This is a genomic window from Kistimonas scapharcae (assembly GCF_039540975.1).
Taxonomy (GTDB): Bacteria; Pseudomonadota; Gammaproteobacteria; order Pseudomonadales; family Endozoicomonadaceae; genus Kistimonas; species Kistimonas scapharcae.
This window is the reverse complement of the sequence record NZ_BAABFL010000425.1, coordinates 1-19,078: the sequence shown is the minus strand read 5'-3', so window position 1 is coordinate 19,078 and position 19,078 is coordinate 1. Positions and strand designations below refer to the sequence as shown.

The following is a 19,078-nucleotide window of genomic DNA, read 5'->3' as shown; positions in this document are numbered from 1 at the left end:
GGGTCATTGATTACTCACTGACCACCCCCTGTTTAAGTTGGAAATTTCAGAAGAGGCGACAACTATGCTGGCACAGGGGGGTTCTGTGACAGCAAAACGAGCACGACGATGGTCGCTACATAAGGCAGGGTGGCCAGCAGGTTGGATGACACACTGACACCGGTCCCTTGTAACACCAGATGCAAGATACTTGCCGCGCCAAACAGCCAGGCGCCGAGAATAATCCGTCCGACCCGCCAGCTGGCGAACACCACTAGTGCCAGCGCAATCCAACCTCGCCCGGCTGTCATGTTTTCAGTCCACAGCGGCGTGTAGGCCAGTGACAGATACGCGCCGCCGAGACCCGCCATGGCACCACCAAAGAGCACGGCCAGATAGCGCACCGGCATCACCGGAAGCCCGACAGCTGTCGCCGAGTGAGGATTTTCTCCAACCGCCAGGGTTGTGAGACCCGCGTGCGTAAAGCGGAAAAAGCACCACGCCAGCAGGGTCAGAATCAGTGAAACATAGACAAGGGGATCTTGTGTGAACAAGGCTTTGCCGATAACGGGAATCTCAGACAGCCAGGGAATTACCATGGGCTGAATGCCCGTCAGGGCTCGACCGACATAATCACCCCCAATCCAGGCGCTGAGGCCTGTTCCGATAATGGTGAGCGCCAGCCCCGTAGCAACCTGGTTAGCACGTAAGTTCAGGGCCACCAGTCCGAATAGCAGCGCCATCGCAACACCCGCTGTCATACCTATCAGAACACCAAGGGTCAGGCTACCGGTGGTGACGGCGCCCATAAAGCCGGCCACGGCACCCATCAGCATCATGCCTTCCTGACCGAGGTTCAGAACGCCGGATTTTTCACAGACCATCTCGCCCAGGGCGACCAGTAACAGTGGGGTGCCGGTACGCACCATGGCAAACAGAATGCTGGTTAGCAGATCAATATCCATGTCAGCCCTCCACAGCGTTGGAGACGGTTGCAGCAGGTGCCTGTTCGACGACATTGGTCGAATGTTTCAGGCGTATGCGGTAGCCGACCAGAAAGTCACAGGCCAGCAGGAACATCAGCAGCATCCCCTGGAACAGGCTGCCCAGGGCCAGTGGCAGGCCGAGGCTGATCTGACCCATTTCCCCGCCCATATAGACCAGCGCCATCAGCGCGCTAGCCAGGGTAATGCCTACGGGGTGCAGTCGCCCCAGGAAAGCGACGATGATGGCAGCATAGCCGTAACCCGGTGAGATCTGTGGTACCAGCTGGCCAATGGGACCGGTCACTTCGCTGATGCCTGCCAGGCCGGCCAGTGCACCACAAAAGAGAAAGCTGAAATAAACCAGTTTCTTTTCACTGAAGCCGGCGTACCCGGCAGCGCCACGATCTAGTCCGATAACCCGTAGCTGGAACCCAATAAATAACCGACTCATTAACACCCAGACAACCACGACGGCCAGCAGGGCAAACAGCAGCCCGGGATGGAGGCGGGTACCTTCAATCAGTATGGGTAGTGTGACCGCGTCTTCAAACAGAGCGGATTGCGGGAAGTTAAAGCCATAGGGATCCATCAATGGGCCATGCATACCGAACAGCAGCAGGTTCAGGGCAATATAGTTGAGCATGATGGTGGTCAGGATTTCATTGGTATTGCAGTGGTTACGGAGAAAGGCCGGTATTGCCGCCCAGGCGAGCCCTGCAGCGGCACCTGACAGGAGCACGACTGGCAGTGCAAAGATACCCAGCATTTCAACCCATTCCAGTGCGATATACCCGCCGATCAGGGCACCCATCACGAACTGGCCTTCTGCCCCGATGTTCCAGATGCTGGCCCTGAAGCAAATGGCCAGCCCCAGTGCGCAGAGCAGCATTGGGGCTGCCTTGATACCGAGTTCCGCAACGCCGTACCAGGAGCTGACAGGTGCGATAAAAAAGGTGTAGAGACCATTCAGGGGATTCTGTCCCTGCCACAGGAAAATGAGTACACCGGTTGCCAATGTCAGCAGGGTGGCCAGCACCGGTGAGAGGTAAGCCATCACCCGGGAGTCCTGCGGCCGTCGTTCTATGCTCAGGCGCATACTTCTTCCTCCGGGCTTTCAGGTGCTGAATTGGCAGGTGTTGAAGTGATGTCGTCTACGGTGAAGAGACCAGCCATCCAGCTCCCAATTTCATCAAGGCTGACGTCAGTGGTCGGTTTTATAGGAGACAATTGACCGTTGCACAGAGCGCTGATTCGATCACTTATCTGGAACAGTTCATCCATGTCTTCAGAAATGACTATGATGGCAGCGCCCGCATCACGCAGGGCAATCAGGGCTTCATGGATGGTGTTGGCGGCCCCGACATCGACACCCCAGGTGGGATGCGCGCAAACCAATACCTCGGGACGCTGCAGAATCTCCCGGCCGATAATGAATTTCTGCAGGTTGCCGCCGGACAAACTTTTGGCCGCCGCTTTGCTGGTGGGCGTCTTGACGCCAAAGTGTTCAATGATGCGGTGGGCGAATGCTGTGACGCGCCGGTTGCGGACAAATCCGCCGGTCACGGTATCTTGCAGAAAACCGGTCAGCAGGGTGTTGTCGCGAAGGTGCATATCTGGCACAGCACCGCGCCCCAGCCGCTCTTCCGGCACCACGCAAATGCCGTTTGCCCGTCGTCGACGGGGTGACCAGTGACCAATAGATTGATCATTCATCTGTAAACTCTGTTTCACGCTGGCGCGTCGTTCACCGCTAAGCAGTGATAACAACTCTTTCTGACCATTGCCGGCCACCCCGGCAATACCCAGGATTTCACCGCGCAGTGCAGAAAAATGAACACCCTTGAGGGCTGTTCCAAAGCTGTGATCTGCCGGTTCGGATAACTGGTCAATAATCAGTGCCGCGTTTTTTCCGGTCTGGCTGGGATAGCGTGTATGCAGGCGGGCGTTGTTGCCGACCATCATCCTGGCCATAGCCTGGGGTGCGGTGGTTTTGGGGTTGCACTGACCGGTGATACGGCCATGGCGAAGGATCGTGGCGGTGTGGCAGAGTGCCTGTACTTCATGCAGCTTGTGGCTGATAAACAGAATGCTGCAACCTTGCTGGCTTAACTGTCGCAGGACAATAAACAGTTTGTCGACTTCAGAGGGTGTAAGTACCGATGTAGGTTCATCCAGAATCAACAGGCGGACTTTCTGGATAAGGCAGCGGATAATTTCCACACGCTGTCGTTCACCCGTTGATAGAGTATGGACATGACGGTCAGGATCGACCGGCATCCCATACTGTTCAGCGGTTTCGGTAATGCGCCTGGCCAAGTCTTTCAGGTTGCCGGTACTTTTTTTGCCCAAGGATAGGGCAATGTTCTGGGCAACCGTGAGGGTTTCGAACAGGGAGAAATGCTGGAACACCATGCCAATGCCCAGCTGCCTGGCCTGTGCCGGTGAATTGAGTCTGCTGGGCTTTCCATCCCACCATATCTGTCCGCGCTCAGGTTGGATGACGCCGTAGAGGATTTTCATCAATGTGCTTTTGCCGGCACCGTTTTCACCCAGCAGGGCGTGGATCTCGCCGGGTTGAATTGACAGGGCAATATTGTCGCTGGCTATAACACCGGGATAGGTCTTGGTGACGCCCTCGCAACGGATGCGGGGGATAGCATCCGTTTCCGTGGGATGGCCTGAATCCATAAGCGTGCTGCTCCGGTTGTGTGGCACGGTCTGATTCCTTTCAGCCCTGCTGTGTTGTTATTGGTCTATTTGATGCAGGTGGTCGGAGATTATTGGGATGATGGCCGACCATTCAAAACGGTTGTTTGTCTCTTACACGTCAGTTTTTGACGACAACCGTTTCTCTATGAGGCGATATTGTATGACAAAACGCGGGTTCTGAAAGCCCGTCAGGAGGCTGAACCGGATTATCTTTTGATAAACACGGGAGGGGCAAACGCTATTTAGGGGGGAGTGTCGTAAAAATGGGGCCGTCATGCGCATGTTCTCAACCGATGAGCACATGCGCAGCAATCTGAGATAAGAGACGTTAGCCTTCGACCTTTTCCCAGACCTGGGAGCGGCCGATCAGGGCAAAGCCAATGAAGCCACGGACTTCCAGCTTCTTGCCGCCGTCGAGTACTTTCATATTGGCGGAGTAAACCTTGCCGTTTTCCGGATCCAGGATCTTGCCGTCTTCATACTGGCCGTCCTTGTCTTTCATGTTCCAGATGATGGTCATGCCTTCGATGGGCTGATTCTTGCGGCTGCCGTCACACTTCTTACAGACTTCCTGACGTTTGGCTTCGTCCATGATTTGCATAACCTTGCCGGTCAGTACGCCGTTGTCTTCCTGGATGGTGACGATGCTTTTTACTTCACCGGTTTCATCGTCAATGGTTTTCCACTGGCCGACTGCTGTCTGCGCCATAACCTGGCTGGTAGCGAACAGTGCGGCCAGAACAATCATGACCTGCTTGATGTTGGGCAAAAAGGCCGTGAGTCTCATGATGACATTTCCTTGTTGTAATCTGACAGTTGGGTTCTCGAAATCGGTGGTGCCGAAGTCTACCACCAACCCGACAGGGCGATCAGTGGCTGAATCGTAAAGATGTTTACGGCGTGTAAGTCAGTCGCGATGCAAAGGGCAATTATAGTTTGAACAGTTTTCCCCTGACGCTGAGTCGGTAATCTGATGGCGTCACGTGGATTTTCTGTTTGAACAAACGGCAGAAGTAGCCGGTATCCTGAAACCCGGTATGCAGGGCGACTTCCGTGATGCTCAAGTTGGTGGTTTTCAGCAGATCCCTGGCTGCAGCCAGCCGGAGGTTGTTCAGGTATTCCAGTGGTGTGACGCCGGTTGCCTCCTTGAAACGTCGATTCAGTGAACGTTGGCTCAGGGAGAAGTGAGCGGCCAGTTCGCGCATATTCACGACCTCACCCAGGTGTTCATGCAGCCATTGCTGGATGGTGATGATGGTTTCATCCTCATGGGCGCTGTCTTGTTCAAACGAATAAAACACGTCATTCAGCGGCCGGCGAATTTCCGGGGAGAACTGCCGTTCAACGCGGGCAGCGACGGTGTCATCAAAGAAGTGGCTGATCAGATGCACCATGAGGTCGGCAACCGAGTTAACGCTGCCGGCACAGTAAAGTTGGCCGCTTTGGGTAATCAGGTGGTGTCGTTTCAGGATTACCCGCGGAAATAGGTGCTCAAACTGATCCAGGTAGTGCCAGTGGGTGGTGGCTGGTTTTCCATCAAGCAGCCCTGCACCTGCCATCAGGTAAACACCTGTGCCAGCGGCGCAGATCAGTGCGCCATCTTGATGGCGTTCGCGCAACCAGCCCATCAGATCCGGATATCGCTGTAGCAGCGGGCGGGGGTTTCGCCACAGGGCAGGCAGGATAATCAGATTGCAATGTTCTATATCCAGATAGCTGCAATCGGGAAGGAGCCGGAGGCCTCCACTCAGGGTGAGGGGCGCGCTGTCATGGCTTGCGGTCACCAGGGAGAGATTCGGGTAGCTGGCATTCAGGCTGTCACCGATGGTTTTCGCGGCAGACAGGATCTCAGCAGGTAGGCTGATGCTGGTCCCGATCATGCGGTCAAGCGCCACCATGCAGACAGAGAGGGTGGCAGAATTCGCGATAGGTATTTCCACGGCATTTGCCTATTTTGGCCAATATGTCTAATTATATGGCCAAAATGGCGAATTGGTAGGCGGTCGTCCTGAATACACTATGAATTAAAGACATTTAGTCATTACTTGATTCAGAGGGCGGAATCGTCGGTTCCGCCCGGGTCGGCGTCTGCTCCGGCCCTGGATATCCGGAGGTTGTTAGGTTGTCCAGATTACCCGTTATCGTTGCCCAGGGGGGCATTGGCCCGGCGGGCCGTACATCCGGCTTCAATGCCTATTGCCGTCTCGTATTCGAGGCCCTGGGACAGGAACAGGCCGATCATACCCTGTCCAGCCTGGCGGCTTTGACCGGTGCCGATTCTGCCGATCAGCAGCGGCTGCTGGATGACACGCTGATCCGGAAGCTGGATGGCACCCTGTTTGATCCTGACCATACGCCACTGCACAACCTGCTCAAGGTGCAGGATGGCAGTCAGCTGATTCTGCGTCGTCGTCAGCTGCCAAAAGATTTGCCATCCGGATGGCTGGTGACTGAGCTTGATAGTGACCGGGTTCAGGTGAGCTTCGGTAGCGAACAGTCACTATTGGTGCCGGGAACTCAGCCTTCACCGGTGTATGCAGCGGGTCAGCTGCCAACCGGTTTCCATCCAGAGAAGCTGTATCAATCACGCAACCATCCCCGTGGACTGGCCATGACCGTGTACGGGGCTTCTGATGCTCTGATGTCACTGGGGATTCCGTTCGACACCCTGAAACAACAGATCAGCCCTGATCAGATCTCGGTCTATGCCGGCAGCAGCATGAGCCAGCTGGATCATAATGGCAATGGTGGCATGTTGCAGGCACGTCTGCAGGGTAAGCGGGTGACGTCCAAGCAGCTTCCGTTGGGCTTTGCGGAAATGCCTGCGGATTTCATTAATGCCTATGTGCTGGGCAGCTTTGGCAGCACGGGCACGAACATGGGGGCCTGCGCCACTTTCCTGTACAACCTGCGTCAGGGCATTAACGACATCCGTGCCGGTCGCGCACGACTAGTCATCGTTGGCAACAGTGAGGCCCCACTGACGCCGGAAGTGATTGACGGTTACACCAATATGGGGGCGCTGGCTTCCGACAAGAACCTGCGGGTACTGGATAAGCTCGGCAAGGATGATATTCCGGATTATCGGCGTGCCTGCCGCCCGTTTGGCGAGAACTGCGGCTTTACCTTGGCGGAATCTGCCCAGTTCTTTGTGTTGATGGATGATGAACTGGCTGTGCAAACCGGTGCGCCTATCCTTGGCGCGGTAGCGGATGTGTTTGTGAATGCCGATGGCCACAAGCAGTCTATTTCTGGCCCCGGAGCAGGCAACTACATTACCTTTGCCAAGGCTGTGTCACTGGCCTGCAGCATCTTTGGTGATGAGGTGGTGCGTAATCACTCCTTTGTTCAGGCACACGGTTCCGGTACCCCGCAGAACCGGATTACTGAATCCCATATCCTGGATGAAGTGGCCCGTACCTTCGGGATCACACGCTGGCCGGTCACTGCGATCAAGAGCAGGGTAGGGCACTCGCTGGCTACGGCAGCTGGTGATCAGTTAATGTCAACCCTGGGTGTCTGGCAGCACGGCCTGATTCCCGGCATTACCACTATCGACCGTATTGCGGATGATGTGCATCAGGAACGTTTGCAGGTGTTGACTGACCACTTGGCGGCGGGTCGTGATGGTCTGGATATGGCCTTCCTCAACGCCAAGGGCTTCGGTGGCAATAACGCAACCGCCATGGTGATTGCGCCACAGCGAGTGCAGATCATGCTGGAAAAACGCCACGGTCAGTCCGCTATGAAGGCATGGCACCAGCGAAATGAGTCCGTCGTTGAAACTGCGGCTGCCTATGAGCAAGGCATGTGTGCGGGAACCGTCTCACCGCTGTACCGTTTTGGTGAAAATGTCATCACTGACAGCGATATCAGCCTGAGCCGGGAACAGGTTGAACTGGGTGACGTATCCGTGTCGCTGCGTATGGACAACCCCTGGGGTGACTGCGTTTAATACCCCTCTTGCAGGCTGGCATTCGTCCAGCCTGCCACGATCATGACAACATCCATTCCAGCTGATAACCCGCAGGACGTTCCTCTTGATTAAAACCGGTACGCCATCGTTACGTATTTCCCGTCGTCAACTTGAACCTGTCATCCTGCTGCTGGTGCTCGGAGGTCTGTTCGGTTACCTCGGGCAGACCATGGGGGTGACGAACATGTTCAACACCCTGATGAAGACGGCCCACGAGTTGTTGTTGAATACCGTCCTGTACCTCATGGGCGTAACCGTGCTCAGTGGTGCACTCGGACGACTGTTGCTGGAGTTCGGTGTTGTAGGGCTGCTCGAAAAACTGCTGGCGCCACTGATGCGCCCGCTGTTCAACCTGCCCGGCCGTGCGTCACTGGCGGCGCTGATGACCTTTTTCTCTGATAACCCGGCGATTGTCAGTCTGGCCAAGGATGAGCGCTATAGCAAAGGTTTCACTGAGCGGGAGCTGATTTCCCTCAGTAACTTTGGTACCGCCTTTGGCATGGGTCTGGTAGTGATCACCTTTATGGCCACCCTGCAGGATGGTCCTGCTGGTCAGGTGGGTGGATTCTTCATGCCCGCCATGATTGGCCTGACCGGTGCAATGATTGGCGGCATGGTGTCAACACGGCTTATGCAGTGGTTTATCCGTGATGAAGTCAGTGATGATCGTTCAACCGTTGAATCCGGCCTACCGGATGAAGAGGCGGATGCCGGTCCCCTGCAGCCGGTCTGGCTGCGTTGCCTGGATTCGCTGCTGGATGGCGGTAAGTCCGGTGTCGAACTGGGTTTGGCGATTATCCCGGGTGTACTCATCATCAGTACGTTTGTCATGATGCTGACCTTCGGTCATCCGGACGGTGGTTATACCGGCAGTGCGTTTGAAGGAGTGGCGCTGCTGCCTGAGCTCGCAGGCCATGTCTCCGGATTGTTTTATCTGCTGTTCGGTTTCCAAAGCCCGGAGCTGGTGGCGTTTCCGGTCACTTCACTGGGGGCGGTTGGCGCAGCTATCTCCATGGTGCCGGCGTTCCTGAAGCAGGGCATTGTGACGGGCAGTGATATTGCTGTATTTACTGCCATGGGCATGTGCTGGAGTGGCTTCCTCAGTACTCACACAGCAATGCTCGATACGCTCGGTAAGCGAATACTGACATCTAAGGCAATACTGGCCCATGCGGTTGGGGGTATCTGTGCTGGAGTCGCCGCACGTTACCTTTTCCTCCTGATCACGGCCCTGTAATCAGTAAAAAAGGCAGCGTTCGCTGCCTTTTCTTGTAATGAATTTTCAGTGTCGGTTGCAAGCTGCGGTACCCACCGCCAGCGCCTTGAGAATATCCTTCCGCCGGATTATGCCACTCACACGACCATTGTCTACGACAGCAAATGTGGTGGTTTCCGGCTGATGTTTTAAGGTCGTTGCCAGCATAAGAATATCGGTTTCCGAGGATACCATGATCTCAGGGGTAACCATGATATCCATAGCCTGTAGATTCAGGTCACAGTGGTAGCTGGCCAGCATTGCCCGCTCCAGTACGGATTGTTCGGTGATCACGCCCAGTAGCTGCCCGGTGGCATTGCTGACGGGCAGAGCGGCGGAATCGTGATGCATGAAGGCATCCAGTACCTGTGACAGCGTGGCATCCGGTGACACAGGCGCAATGCTGGTCTGCATATAATCCTTCACTTTGATGGCAGGAATCATCGTGTCTCTCCTTGTTGAATCGTAATGCGATACCCGGTTTGCGGATCAAATTGGATCCTGATTGAGCGGGTTTAACGTCAGTATGGAGAGCGCATTCTGATAATCCCAATCAATGCTATTAATGATCGGGATAGTTTTATTTGATTGGGAGAGGTTTGCCCCATGGACAGGTTTCATCAACCTGCCCATGCAGCCAATCGATCAGATGTTGTTGAGTGAAGGGGCTTTCTGGGCGGGCGTCATAGTGATATAGCGCTGCAGGGTCGACAGGATGACGCCATACAATGGAAGCATCAATACCCCTGAAATCAACATTTTGAACCCAAAATCCACCCAGGCGATTTCAACCCAGTGCGAGGCCATGAACGCGTCGGTGCTGTTGTAAAACGCCACGGCAAAGAAAACGACAGTATCCAGTGCATTGCCGATAAACGACGATGCTGTTGGCGCTACCCACCAGGCCTTGAGTTGGCGCAGGCGGTTGAAAACCGTGACATCAAGCAGCTGGCCCGCCATGTAGGCAGAAAAACTGGCAAAGGCGATACGCGCCACAAACAGATTGAATTCGGTCAGTGTGCTCAGGCCTTGGAAAGTGCCTTCATGGAACATTACCGAGATCCCATATGACACTAACAGTGCGGGCAGCATGACGCGTGCGATAATGCGCCGTGCCAGCGTAGCGCCATAGACCCGGACGGTCAGGTCCGTGGCGACATAGACCAGCGGGAAGGTGAATGCGCCCCAGGTGACATGGAAGCCAAACAGGGTAAAAGGCAGCTGAACCAGGTAATTACTGGCCGAGATGACCACTATGTGCAGGGCAACCAGGATCCACAGAGTATGCTCCGGCGCTGCGGCCAGAATTCCTTTTGTGTTGCCGAGTGAACGAACGTTGTTTTCCATCGGTGTTGATGAGATGCGTGTAAAACCGGCCATCCTAATGGATCGGGGTTTTAGAAACAATCAGGGTTCCGGCGATTACTGACAAGGACGTCACGTTGTATTGCTTTTTTGCAGGGGATTGCGGCTGAGTCTGTTGTGGTTTCGGCTATCGCCTCGGGTGGTTGCGGTAATGAGTAGGGAAGCGGATACTTGCATAGGTCGTTCATTAGCGGAAACTTCTTATGGCCTGTCGTGTAACTTCACCCACCCTGCTGGCGGCTGTCATCCTGCTATCGGGCAATGTTTTGGCTGCGGATCCCATCAAACTGGAACCCGGCGTTGATAACACGGAAACCCAGCTGATGCTCTATACCGACCAGGGCGTCGTTGAGCAAAAGGTGCCTGCCCGGCTGCCTGCGGGGCAGAGTCAACTGTCTTTACGGCCCGATTACCATTCCTGGCAAATGGACAGTCTGCAGTTATGGACGGAAAGCAAACGCGGTGATCAGTATGCGGACAGCATCAGCTGGCTTCAGCCGCCGGATAATCGTGAGCAGTTGATTGCCGGGATGCTGGGTAACGAGGTGGAGGTGTACCGCACTGGCGTTGAAGCACCCAGCAAGGGGCGGCTGGTCTACTGGCGAAATGGCACCGGTATCCTGCAATGGGCATCGGGGCGTCAGGAAGTGTTTTCAGCGGATAGTGACGTCATGATCCGCAGCCTTGACCGCGGCCCCCTGGGGAGCCAGCGGCTGGCACCTCCCCTGATGGCCGAGTTCAGTTTAGATAAACCGGCAAGCTCGATTTCATTGTCGTATATCAACCAGAACCTGGGATATCAGACTTGGTACCAGTTGATTACAGACGGTGAGGGCAAAGGCATGACATTGATTCATGACGCCCTTCTAGCCAATAACTCAGACAGTGATTACCGTCAGGTAGCGATTCAGTTGGCATCTGGTGATACCGGTGCGGTGCCGCAGGTGATGATGGCGCGGAGCTATGCTGCCGGGATGGCGGAGATGGATAACCAGTCGCAGCGCAGAGGGGACCTGTATTTCACTGCCATACCGGGACACCATGATCTGCCCCCCCGAAGTCGGCAGAAAATCCGGCTATCGGTCATGGATGATTTGAAAGGCGGACATTATTACCAATATCGTTTTTATGGGCAGTCCCAGCCTGGCAACCGGCCGGTGCAGGGGCATCCGACCCAGATGATTCGATTCAACGCACCGACAGACCTGCCGGCTGGCAGAGTGCGTGTGTTTGAGGAAGACAGTGACGGTCGGCTGTTCATGACCGGTGAAAGCCTGCTGGAGCAATCCGCCGCGGGTTCGCAGGTACTGCTGGGACAGGGTGAAGCCTATACCGTGGAAATTGAACGCAGCAGGCTGGATGTGCGTCAGCAGGTCAATCAGTTGATTGTTTCCTGGCAGCTGGTGATCCGAAACCGGAAGAAAGAGATGGTTCAACTGCGAATCATGGATGAAGACCGTGACCTGTTGCGTGTCGACCAGCTCAAAGGGGTGGAGCTGGCGGACGATGGCGCGTTGACGGTCAACTTGTCGGCAGACAGCGAGAAAAAAGTGTTTTTCTCCACGGTCTATCAACGGAAACAATAAGCGGGCGCACAGTATGGCGGGATACCGTTCGGTGGTTGTGTTGACGGGGGCCGGCATATCAGCAGAGTCGGGGCTGCGAACCTTTCGTGCCAGTGATGGCCTGTGGGAAGACAACCGGATTGAAGATGTGGCGACACCGGAAGGGTTCGCCCGCAATCCCGCCCTGGTGCAGGACTTCTACAACCAGCGCCGGCGGCAGCTGGCCAGCGTCGAGCCGAATGCTGCGCATCGCGCGCTGGTTGAGTTTGAGCGGCGTTTTGAAGGCCAGTTTCTATTAGTGACCCAGAATGTCGATGATCTGCATGAACGGGCCGGATCAGAAAATCTGCTGCATATGCATGGTGAGTTACGACAGGCGCGTTGTGTCGTGACCGGAGAGATTGAGCCGCAGGACGGGGATATTCTGCCAGAATCGCGCTGCCGCTGTTGCCGGACACCGGGTAACCTGCGGCCCCATATTGTCTGGTTCAATGAAATGCCGCTGTATATGGATACGATCTATGAAGCGCTGGCTAACTGTGATCTTTTTGTTGCCATTGGCACATCCGGCAATGTGTATCCGGCAGCGGGCTTTGTCCTTGAGGCCAAGCAAAATGGAGCAAAAACCATTTTGCTAAACTTGGATGAGGTTGATAACTCGTCATCGTTTGATCAGCAGCTTATTGGCACAGCAACAGTAACGGTGCCTTTATTGATTAACCAAACTTTGTCTTAGGTTGCTCACTTAATTTTGCATCATCTGTGGTTGTTTTCTGGGTTTTTAATAGTAAATGTTTTCTTGCTTCGAATACCTCTAGTACATCTCTTAATGCGGGTAGTGTCATTTGTCCCGCTGTTTTTTTACAAAGTTTGTCTTTGAACTTGTTGGGAAGATTTTTCTTTTTGTATTTTTGGCAAAATAATTCTATTTGATCGATCAGTTGTGTTGTTCTTTGTATGGCATTGTTGATTTCATCTTCAGTCATCTTTTGATTTTCCATCATGTCTTCGAGTGCTTTAAATTCAAGTTCCATTAAACAGTTCTCTTTTGCTGCTTCTAGTTTGAAGTGGCCACCAAATACGCTATTGGCAATTTTGTCCTCAGCTTTGAGTCGGATGCTTTCTTCAATCAAATGGTCAATAAAATCAAGAAAGATTATTTCTACGGAGTCTTTAATTAACCAGCCGATAATGTGTCTATTGACACGAAGGTCATCTTCTGTTGCTTGGTCGTTTTCTGCAACTAAGCGTTCTCTGGAAGTAATATGGGCTTCTTTAAGTCTTTCTTCTTCTATTGCCCTTTTTTGCTCATTCTTTTCATCCGTAATAAGACGGGGGAGTGGGTATTTTTCATTGATGTCTTGTAGTGTTTTTGTTTTTGTTAGCAAATTGTATAATTCTAAGTTCTGTTGAGCTTGTTGTAATGACTCCCTTATGAAGGTGGCGGCTTTACTCATTTTTGAGAAAGCTTCAGTATCACGCCTAAGTTTCCAAACATATTCTTTTTTAATCCTGGTTGTACCTTTTTCGAAAGGATTGATACCTTCGTAATCACTCATGCTTATTTTGTCAGCCTTCTTTGGATCTATTTTTCCCGTTAGGTTTAGCATATAAACAAAGATGCGCACGACATGATGATAAGCTTCCGAATCACGGTCATAGGAAACTTCTGGTTTTGGCGGTGTCAAGGCCGCTGCTCCCATGGTAATAAGAGAACTATGACGTGGAGAAAGTGACTCCGGTGAAAGAGTAGAACAGGAACCTAGTAAAGCACTTTCCATTTCTAGCATATCTTCAACGTCATTCAGCCTTTCTATGGCCTCCATATTTGTTTCTGAACAAACGCTGTAGTCATCATCAATATCACTATCAAAGATCGTCAAATCAGAGGCACTTACTGTTCGCCTTAGTATTGGATGAGGTTTTTTCCATTCATGAGGCAGAGTAAGGCTTCGCATGACTCTGCCTGCAACCTTCTGGTTGTCATTCATCGCTTGCATATCAAGGGTTGATATAGAGAAAGCGCTTTCATCATCCATTGACAGGTGATTCATTCTTGTGGGTTCTTCGCTATGTATTAAACCGGGTGCCCATGCTGTTAGCACATCTTCCTGTAAGCATGATCCATTGGGTTGATAGGAAGTTTGATCAACGGAGCTATTAGATGAAGATGAAGCGATGGGTCGACTCTCTGATTTCATTAAAACAGGCATTTCATCATGTAAGCGGCAGTATGAAATATCTATGCCATTACACTTTTCTGGGTAAAAATCAGGGGTTACAAGAGTATCATGGTTTGGTGGTTGTGTTGGAGGATACCTATCATCGAGATGACTTTCTTTCATTAATGAGTGCGTTGAATCTTGGTTAAGCATATCAAGTGAGGGATTGGTTAACATTTCCTGCTTACGGTATGAATCAATACTGTCTTCTGAATCATCTTTTTCAGGTATTTCAGTTAAGGTTGCTGTATTAGCGTCAGTTCCGTTGACTACATTAATTATTGCTTCGTCTTCAGTAGTGGGAAATGATGGTCTAATTGATAGCTGATAAGGTCTTTCTATATCTCTTCGTTTGTTAAGGGTCCATTCCTGGTTTTGTGACAAGGAATCATGCTCTTCTACGAAGATCACATCCTTCGGTGATGGGATTTCAGGTTTTGGATTTGGCAGCGATGGTGGAGATCGTAAATCTGTGACGCTGGAGGTGCTTGATGACTCTGTTGGCTCAATATCTGTTAGGGCATCAGGTCTGTCGTGAAACACTGTGTCTCTTGGGTTTTCTGAGGTGTCGACAATAACTTCTACTGTTCCATTGTTGTCTGTTCGTTTATCGCTTGGTATATCTGATTCGTCATTGCCCGTAGTATCGCCAATCAATAGGCTTGGATCTGGACGACATGCACAGCACCGGCAGTGTGTGATAAAAAACTCTTTTATGCGACCAGGTAAGTCACTAAACCAGTTCGCGAAATCCTGTAAGCGCTGCTTTATGTAGGCAAAACCGGTTGTTTCAATGGTTTGTCTTCCATTAAACACAGCCGCTCTAGCTTCATTCGCTGTGTCCGCCCCAATGTTTGAACGTTGGTTAACCTGCCCGTCACTATCGACACGTGCCATAAATATCTCCAATGAATCCGGTCTGCCTGAATGTCTCTATTGCTTAAAGTTGATTAGTGGCTGTTATTACTATTTTGACCGCTGAATGGGCAGCAGGTTCAAAGCTGTATTATGTTGCTATGTGTCTTTAAGTTTCTGTTATTTAAGGAAATGTTGGTTGCTTTTACTGTTCTTGGACTTTTGTCTTATAGGGTTGGGTATTGTTTAAGCTCGATTTTCTGCGTGTCTTGGCATTGATCTGCATCTATTTACATGCGCGTAAATCTTTCTAGACTCATGGCATTCTGCCTATCCGGTTAATATTGCTAACAACAGGTGTGATCCCGTAATGAGCAAGCCGCTGCTGGTTTTAATGGATGATAATCGTCCATTGTTTGAAACTATGCTTTCTAGCCTCGACTATGAGGCCTGTGAACTGGAATGGCGGCAATTTCCGGATGAGGAAACCTGGCTGAATGTTCCCAGTGAATGCCGGGGTCGTGACGTGGTGATTCAGTGTACATTGAATGATCCCGATACCAAACTGTTGCGTCTGTTTTTCCTGGCTGAAAACCTACGTGAAATGGGGGCCCGAAGAATCGGTCTGGTGGCCCCTTACCTGGCCTATATGCGGCAGGATGACCGCTTTTCCCCCGGGGAGGCTGTGACCTCCCGCTATGTGGCTCGGATGCTGTCAACCTGCTTTGACTGGCTGGTCACAGTCGACCCTCATTTGCATCGCTTCCATTCACTGAATGAGCTTTATCAACTGGAGTCGGTCGCATTGAGTGCCTGTCACGCCATTGCCCCCTGGATGATGAAAAAAGTGGCAAAACCGGTGTTGATAGGCCCCGATGAAGAGAGCGAACAATGGGTGAGGGCTGTTGCGGAACTCAGTGGTGCTCCCTACCTGGTGCTCGCGAAGGAACGCTATGGGGATCGCGACGTGAATGTGGGCCTGGCTGACTCAGAAGAGCAGACAACCAGGCTGGCTGAATACCGTGATCACACCCCTGTTCTGATCGACGACATTGTTTCTACCGGTTCCACGATTCTACAGGCTGCCCGTCTTCTGCAGGACAATGATTGTAAGCCAGCCGTCTGTATCGTCATTCATCCTTTGTTTGCCGGTCGGGCCATGCAGGCGCTGCAGGAAGGGTATGTGGATACCGTGATCAGCTGCAATACCATACGCCACGAAAGTAATCAGATTGATTTGACGGAATCCATTGTGTCGGCGGTCAGGGATATGGCCGTTCGCTAAATACAGCGGATGACAGAAGCATAACCATTTATTACCGAATAGCAGACGCTTGACTGCTATTCTTGTTGCAATCCTTTCCTACTGTTTGACAGAGACTATCCATGGACATTGAACGTATGAGCACCGAAGAGGTGCTGGAAGGCTTTATGGCGGGATTTGCCCGCAGAAACCCCGGTGAGGATGATTTCTATCAGGCCGTTCATGAACTGGCCACTGATGTACTGCCTTTTATGAAGGCTAATTCACGCTATCGCCGCATGGATCTGCTGGAACGCCTGACAGAGCCTGACCGCATCATTACTTTCCGCGTCAACTGGGTCGATGATGATCACAATGTTCGCACCAACCGGGGCTACCGAGTGCAGCACTGTAACTGCATCGGGCCGTACAAAGGAGGGATTCGTTTTCATAAGGATGTCACCCTCGATACCCTGAAATTCCTGGCTTTTGAGCAAACCTTCAAGAACAGCCTGACCGGGCTGCCCATGGGCGGAGCAAAGGGCGGCTCTGACTTCAATCCCAAGGGGAAATCCGACCTTGAGGTGATGAATTTCTGTCAGGCATTCATGACGCACCTTTACCGCTATATTGGCCCGCATACGGATATTCCCGCCGGGGATATCGGTGTTGGCAGCCGGGAGGTCAGCTATCTCTTTGGCCAGTTCAAGCGGCTGACCAACGAACTGACACCCGTGTTGACTGGTAAGGATCTGGCCGTCGGCGGTTCTCTGATTCGTCCTGAGGCGACGGGTTATGGTGCCGTTTACATGGCTGAAAATATGCTGGACGTGAAAGGCGAGCGATTGGATGGGAAGACGGCAATCGTTTCCGGCTCCGGGAATGTGGCGATATATGCGGCAGAAAAGCTATTGCAGAAAGGTGCGAAGGTACTGACGCTGTCAGACTCTTCCGGCTACATCCTCGATAAACAAGGTATCACACCGGAAAAGCTGGAGTGGATAAAAGCCCTGAAGTTTGAACGTCGTGGCCGCATTGAAGAGTATGCAGATGAATTCAGCGGCGTTGAATATCATGCGGATAAACGTCCCTGGGAAGTGTCTGCTGAGTTGGCATTCCCCTGTGCCACCCAGAATGAGATTGATGAATCCGATGCCCGGGACCTGGTCAGTAATGGCTGCAGGCTGGTGGCAGAGGGAGCGAATATGCCGACTCGTGAGGCTGGCGTCAAAGTCTTCCATGAGGCAGGGGTCATGTTTGGACCTGCGAAGGCGGCGAATGCAGGTGGTGTTGCGGTGTCTGGCCTGGAAATGTCACAGAACAGTATGCGCCTGAGCTGGAGCCGTGAAGAGGTTGACAGTCGCTTGCAGACCATCATGAAAGACATTCATGCCCGGATGCTTCAGTATGGGCGTGACGGCGATACTATTAACTATCAGCGCGGTGCGAATATTGCTGGTTACGTAAAAGTGGCCGATGCGATGATTGCGTTGGGTGTTATATAGGTACAATGTGGACAGTGGCAGGCATGCCAGGTGATTCTGGCTTGCCTGTTATCGATTGGTGTTGTTGTATTTTTTCCAGAATCGCTATGACAGCTTTACGCCTTTGACTGAGATAGCCACATGACTTGGTCAGTGATACCAGTGTAAAAGAGCCAGAACTTAAGGCTAGACCATCAGCAGCTGCTTTAATACCTTGCGTTGAATAGCCCGCTTCGAGAAAAAGCTCAACCATCGGTAAATTTCCATCTCTTATGGCAGCAAATATTGGCGACTGTGGTGAGATTTCTATTGTTTTTCGTATATACGATGGCTCCTTGCGAGTGAGTAGCTTGACCATGGGGACATCATGATTACAAACGGCAACAGAAAGTGCTGATATGTATGTTGGGGTTGGCGTAAAGCAGTCATCACCACCCAATTCGACTAATCCTTCCACAACGCCGCGTTGACTGAGACTGACAGCCATCTTGAGTACGTTCGAGGTAGAGATAGAAGGTATTTTTTTTACAATAGCAGTGACTATTAAGGTATGACCAAGCTTGCAGCTTAATTGCAGCGATGGTTGAACATTTTCGGCTGTATAATGAGCGGATAAATGATCCAAGAGAGATTCCGCTGTACTTATGTGTCCCGCCTGACACGCTATCTCAAGGCATTGTTGTGCTTTTAACCAACAGGTACGCCAAAATTTATCAGTAACTGTTGATAATAAGTAATTAACTGTTGGTGTAAAGCCCCATCTGATTGTTCTTAAAAGGGGAGAGTATTGTTCAGAATGTTCTTGCCAGCAATGTATGTAGGAATAACTGAACTTTTTATATAACAGCGAAAGAATGTTGCTGTGATTGTTGCAATAGGCTGCAGCTAGTAAGAAGTCGCCATATCGTAGATTTCCTTGTTTTGTTTTGTTTAAAAAGTTCCACATGTGATTGGGGATGCGGTTTATTATTGCAATTTGCCCATATATTACGGCATTTCTAATGGCTTCATATAATACTGATGTTTTTTGTAATGACTTATTGTGTAAGTGATCTTCAAGCTGCCAATAGTAACCATGTCGACATGTTAATATAAATGCGTTTGTTTTCTCTGTCATGCCGATTTCCTTATTGTGTTTGATCTTTTCAACAGTATCCGATTTTATAAATCCTTTTATTTTTTGAGGAGGGGGATTTTGGCTGTGAAATCGATTTACTGCGATAATGCAGTGTTTTCCTTCAATTCGTCTTGTAAATAGTTTTATTATTGTTGATGCTAGCATTTTGTGTATGTTACTATCAGTGTATTTACATGTTTGGAAGTATGTTTTTATATTCTGGTCAAATAAGGCTATTGTGCCTTAACTCCCGCTTAACGATCTGAAGAAGTAAGGCTAAATTGAATGAAGAGAGCGTCCCCTGTGCTCTTCAGGCAAAATA

The 19,078-nt window shown here is 51.6% G+C and carries 15 protein-coding genes; 6 read left to right on the top strand and 9 right to left on the bottom strand.

Annotated features, from left to right (window positions below; genetic code table 11):
• Nucleotides 1–62: 62 nt before the first annotated feature.
• The 5 genes from ABD892_RS17025 to ABD892_RS17005 form a co-directional block, all read right to left on the bottom strand.
• Nucleotides 63–944, bottom strand: a complete 882-nt coding sequence (locus ABD892_RS17025; protein WP_345197145.1) for an ABC transporter permease — start codon at nucleotides 942–944, stop codon at nucleotides 63–65.
• Nucleotide 945: 1 nt separating this feature from the next.
• Nucleotides 946–2,061: an ABC transporter permease gene (locus tag ABD892_RS17020; protein ID WP_345197144.1), complete on the bottom strand. Its 1,116-nt coding sequence runs from the start codon at nucleotides 2,059–2,061 to the stop codon at nucleotides 946–948.
• Nucleotides 2,052–3,680 carry an ABC transporter ATP-binding protein gene (locus ABD892_RS17015; RefSeq protein ID WP_345197143.1) on the bottom strand — a complete coding sequence of 543 codons (1,629 nt, stop codon included), beginning with the start codon at nucleotides 3,678–3,680 and terminating at the stop codon, nucleotides 2,052–2,054. The genes ABD892_RS17020 and ABD892_RS17015 overlap by 10 nt, the downstream gene beginning before the upstream one ends.
• 322 nt (nucleotides 3,681–4,002) lie before the next feature.
• Complete coding sequence (locus tag ABD892_RS17010) at nucleotides 4,003–4,461, bottom strand: DUF2147 domain-containing protein (protein WP_345197142.1); 459 nt, start codon at nucleotides 4,459–4,461, stop codon at nucleotides 4,003–4,005.
• Nucleotides 4,462–4,603: 142 nt separating this feature from the next.
• The gene (locus tag ABD892_RS17005; RefSeq protein WP_345197141.1) at nucleotides 4,604–5,614 is read right to left on the bottom strand and encodes a GlxA family transcriptional regulator; all 1,011 of its coding nucleotides are present in this window, start codon (nucleotides 5,612–5,614) and stop codon (nucleotides 4,604–4,606) included.
• A 182-nt stretch (nucleotides 5,615–5,796) separates the two neighbouring features.
• Here ABD892_RS17005 and ABD892_RS17000 point away from each other — a divergent pair, with 182 nt between their 5' ends.
• Both ABD892_RS17000 and ABD892_RS16995 read left to right on the top strand, forming a co-directional pair.
• Entirely contained in the window at nucleotides 5,797–7,629 is a 1,833-nt protein-coding gene (locus tag ABD892_RS17000; RefSeq protein ID WP_345197140.1) for a beta-ketoacyl synthase, read from the top strand.
• A gap of 85 nt (nucleotides 7,630–7,714) precedes the next feature.
• Entirely contained in the window at nucleotides 7,715–8,887 is a 1,173-nt protein-coding gene (locus ABD892_RS16995; RefSeq protein ID WP_345197138.1) for a CD0519/CD1768 family membrane protein, read from the top strand.
• Nucleotides 8,888–8,932: 45 nt separating this feature from the next.
• Here the strand turns inward: ABD892_RS16995 and ABD892_RS16990 are convergent, their stop codons facing one another.
• Together ABD892_RS16990 and ABD892_RS16985 are read right to left on the bottom strand one after the other, a co-directional pair.
• Entirely contained in the window at nucleotides 8,933–9,349 is a 417-nt protein-coding gene (locus tag ABD892_RS16990) for a CBS domain-containing protein (RefSeq protein WP_345197137.1), read from the bottom strand.
• 201 nt (nucleotides 9,350–9,550) lie between these two features.
• Entirely contained in the window at nucleotides 9,551–10,252 is a 702-nt protein-coding gene (locus ABD892_RS16985) for a 7-cyano-7-deazaguanine/7-aminomethyl-7-deazaguanine transporter (RefSeq protein WP_345197135.1), read from the bottom strand.
• Between the two features lie 221 nt (nucleotides 10,253–10,473).
• On the opposite strand from ABD892_RS16985, the gene ABD892_RS16980 reads away from it, so the two are divergent.
• Both ABD892_RS16980 and cobB read left to right on the top strand, forming a co-directional pair.
• Complete coding sequence (locus ABD892_RS16980) at nucleotides 10,474–11,856, top strand: hypothetical protein (protein WP_345197134.1); 1,383 nt, start codon at nucleotides 10,474–10,476, stop codon at nucleotides 11,854–11,856.
• A 13-nt stretch (nucleotides 11,857–11,869) separates the two neighbouring features.
• Entirely contained in the window at nucleotides 11,870–12,571 is a 702-nt protein-coding gene (gene cobB / locus ABD892_RS16975) for a Sir2 family NAD+-dependent deacetylase (protein ID WP_345197133.1), read from the top strand.
• Here cobB and ABD892_RS16970 read toward each other — a convergent pair.
• Nucleotides 12,552–14,954 (bottom strand): hypothetical protein, encoded by a 2,403-nt coding sequence (locus ABD892_RS16970; RefSeq protein WP_345197132.1) that lies wholly within the window; start codon nucleotides 14,952–14,954, stop codon nucleotides 12,552–12,554. The genes cobB and ABD892_RS16970 overlap by 20 nt on opposite strands.
• Nucleotides 14,955–15,282: 328 nt before the next feature.
• Here ABD892_RS16970 and ABD892_RS16965 point away from each other — a divergent pair, with 328 nt between their 5' ends.
• Both ABD892_RS16965 and gdhA read left to right on the top strand, forming a co-directional pair.
• Nucleotides 15,283–16,197 (top strand): ribose-phosphate diphosphokinase, encoded by a 915-nt coding sequence (locus tag ABD892_RS16965; protein ID WP_345197131.1) that lies wholly within the window; start codon nucleotides 15,283–15,285, stop codon nucleotides 16,195–16,197.
• A gap of 101 nt (nucleotides 16,198–16,298) precedes the next feature.
• Nucleotides 16,299–17,660 carry an NADP-specific glutamate dehydrogenase gene (gdhA, locus tag ABD892_RS16960; protein WP_425559290.1) on the top strand — a complete coding sequence of 454 codons (1,362 nt, stop codon included), beginning with the start codon at nucleotides 16,299–16,301 and terminating at the stop codon, nucleotides 17,658–17,660.
• Here gdhA and ABD892_RS16955 read toward each other — a convergent pair.
• Nucleotides 17,653–18,756, bottom strand: coding sequence for an ankyrin repeat domain-containing protein (locus tag ABD892_RS16955; protein ID WP_345197129.1), 1,104 nt, complete (start codon nucleotides 18,754–18,756; stop codon nucleotides 17,653–17,655). The genes gdhA and ABD892_RS16955 overlap by 8 nt on opposite strands.
• Between the last annotated feature and the right edge of the window lie 322 nt (nucleotides 18,757–19,078).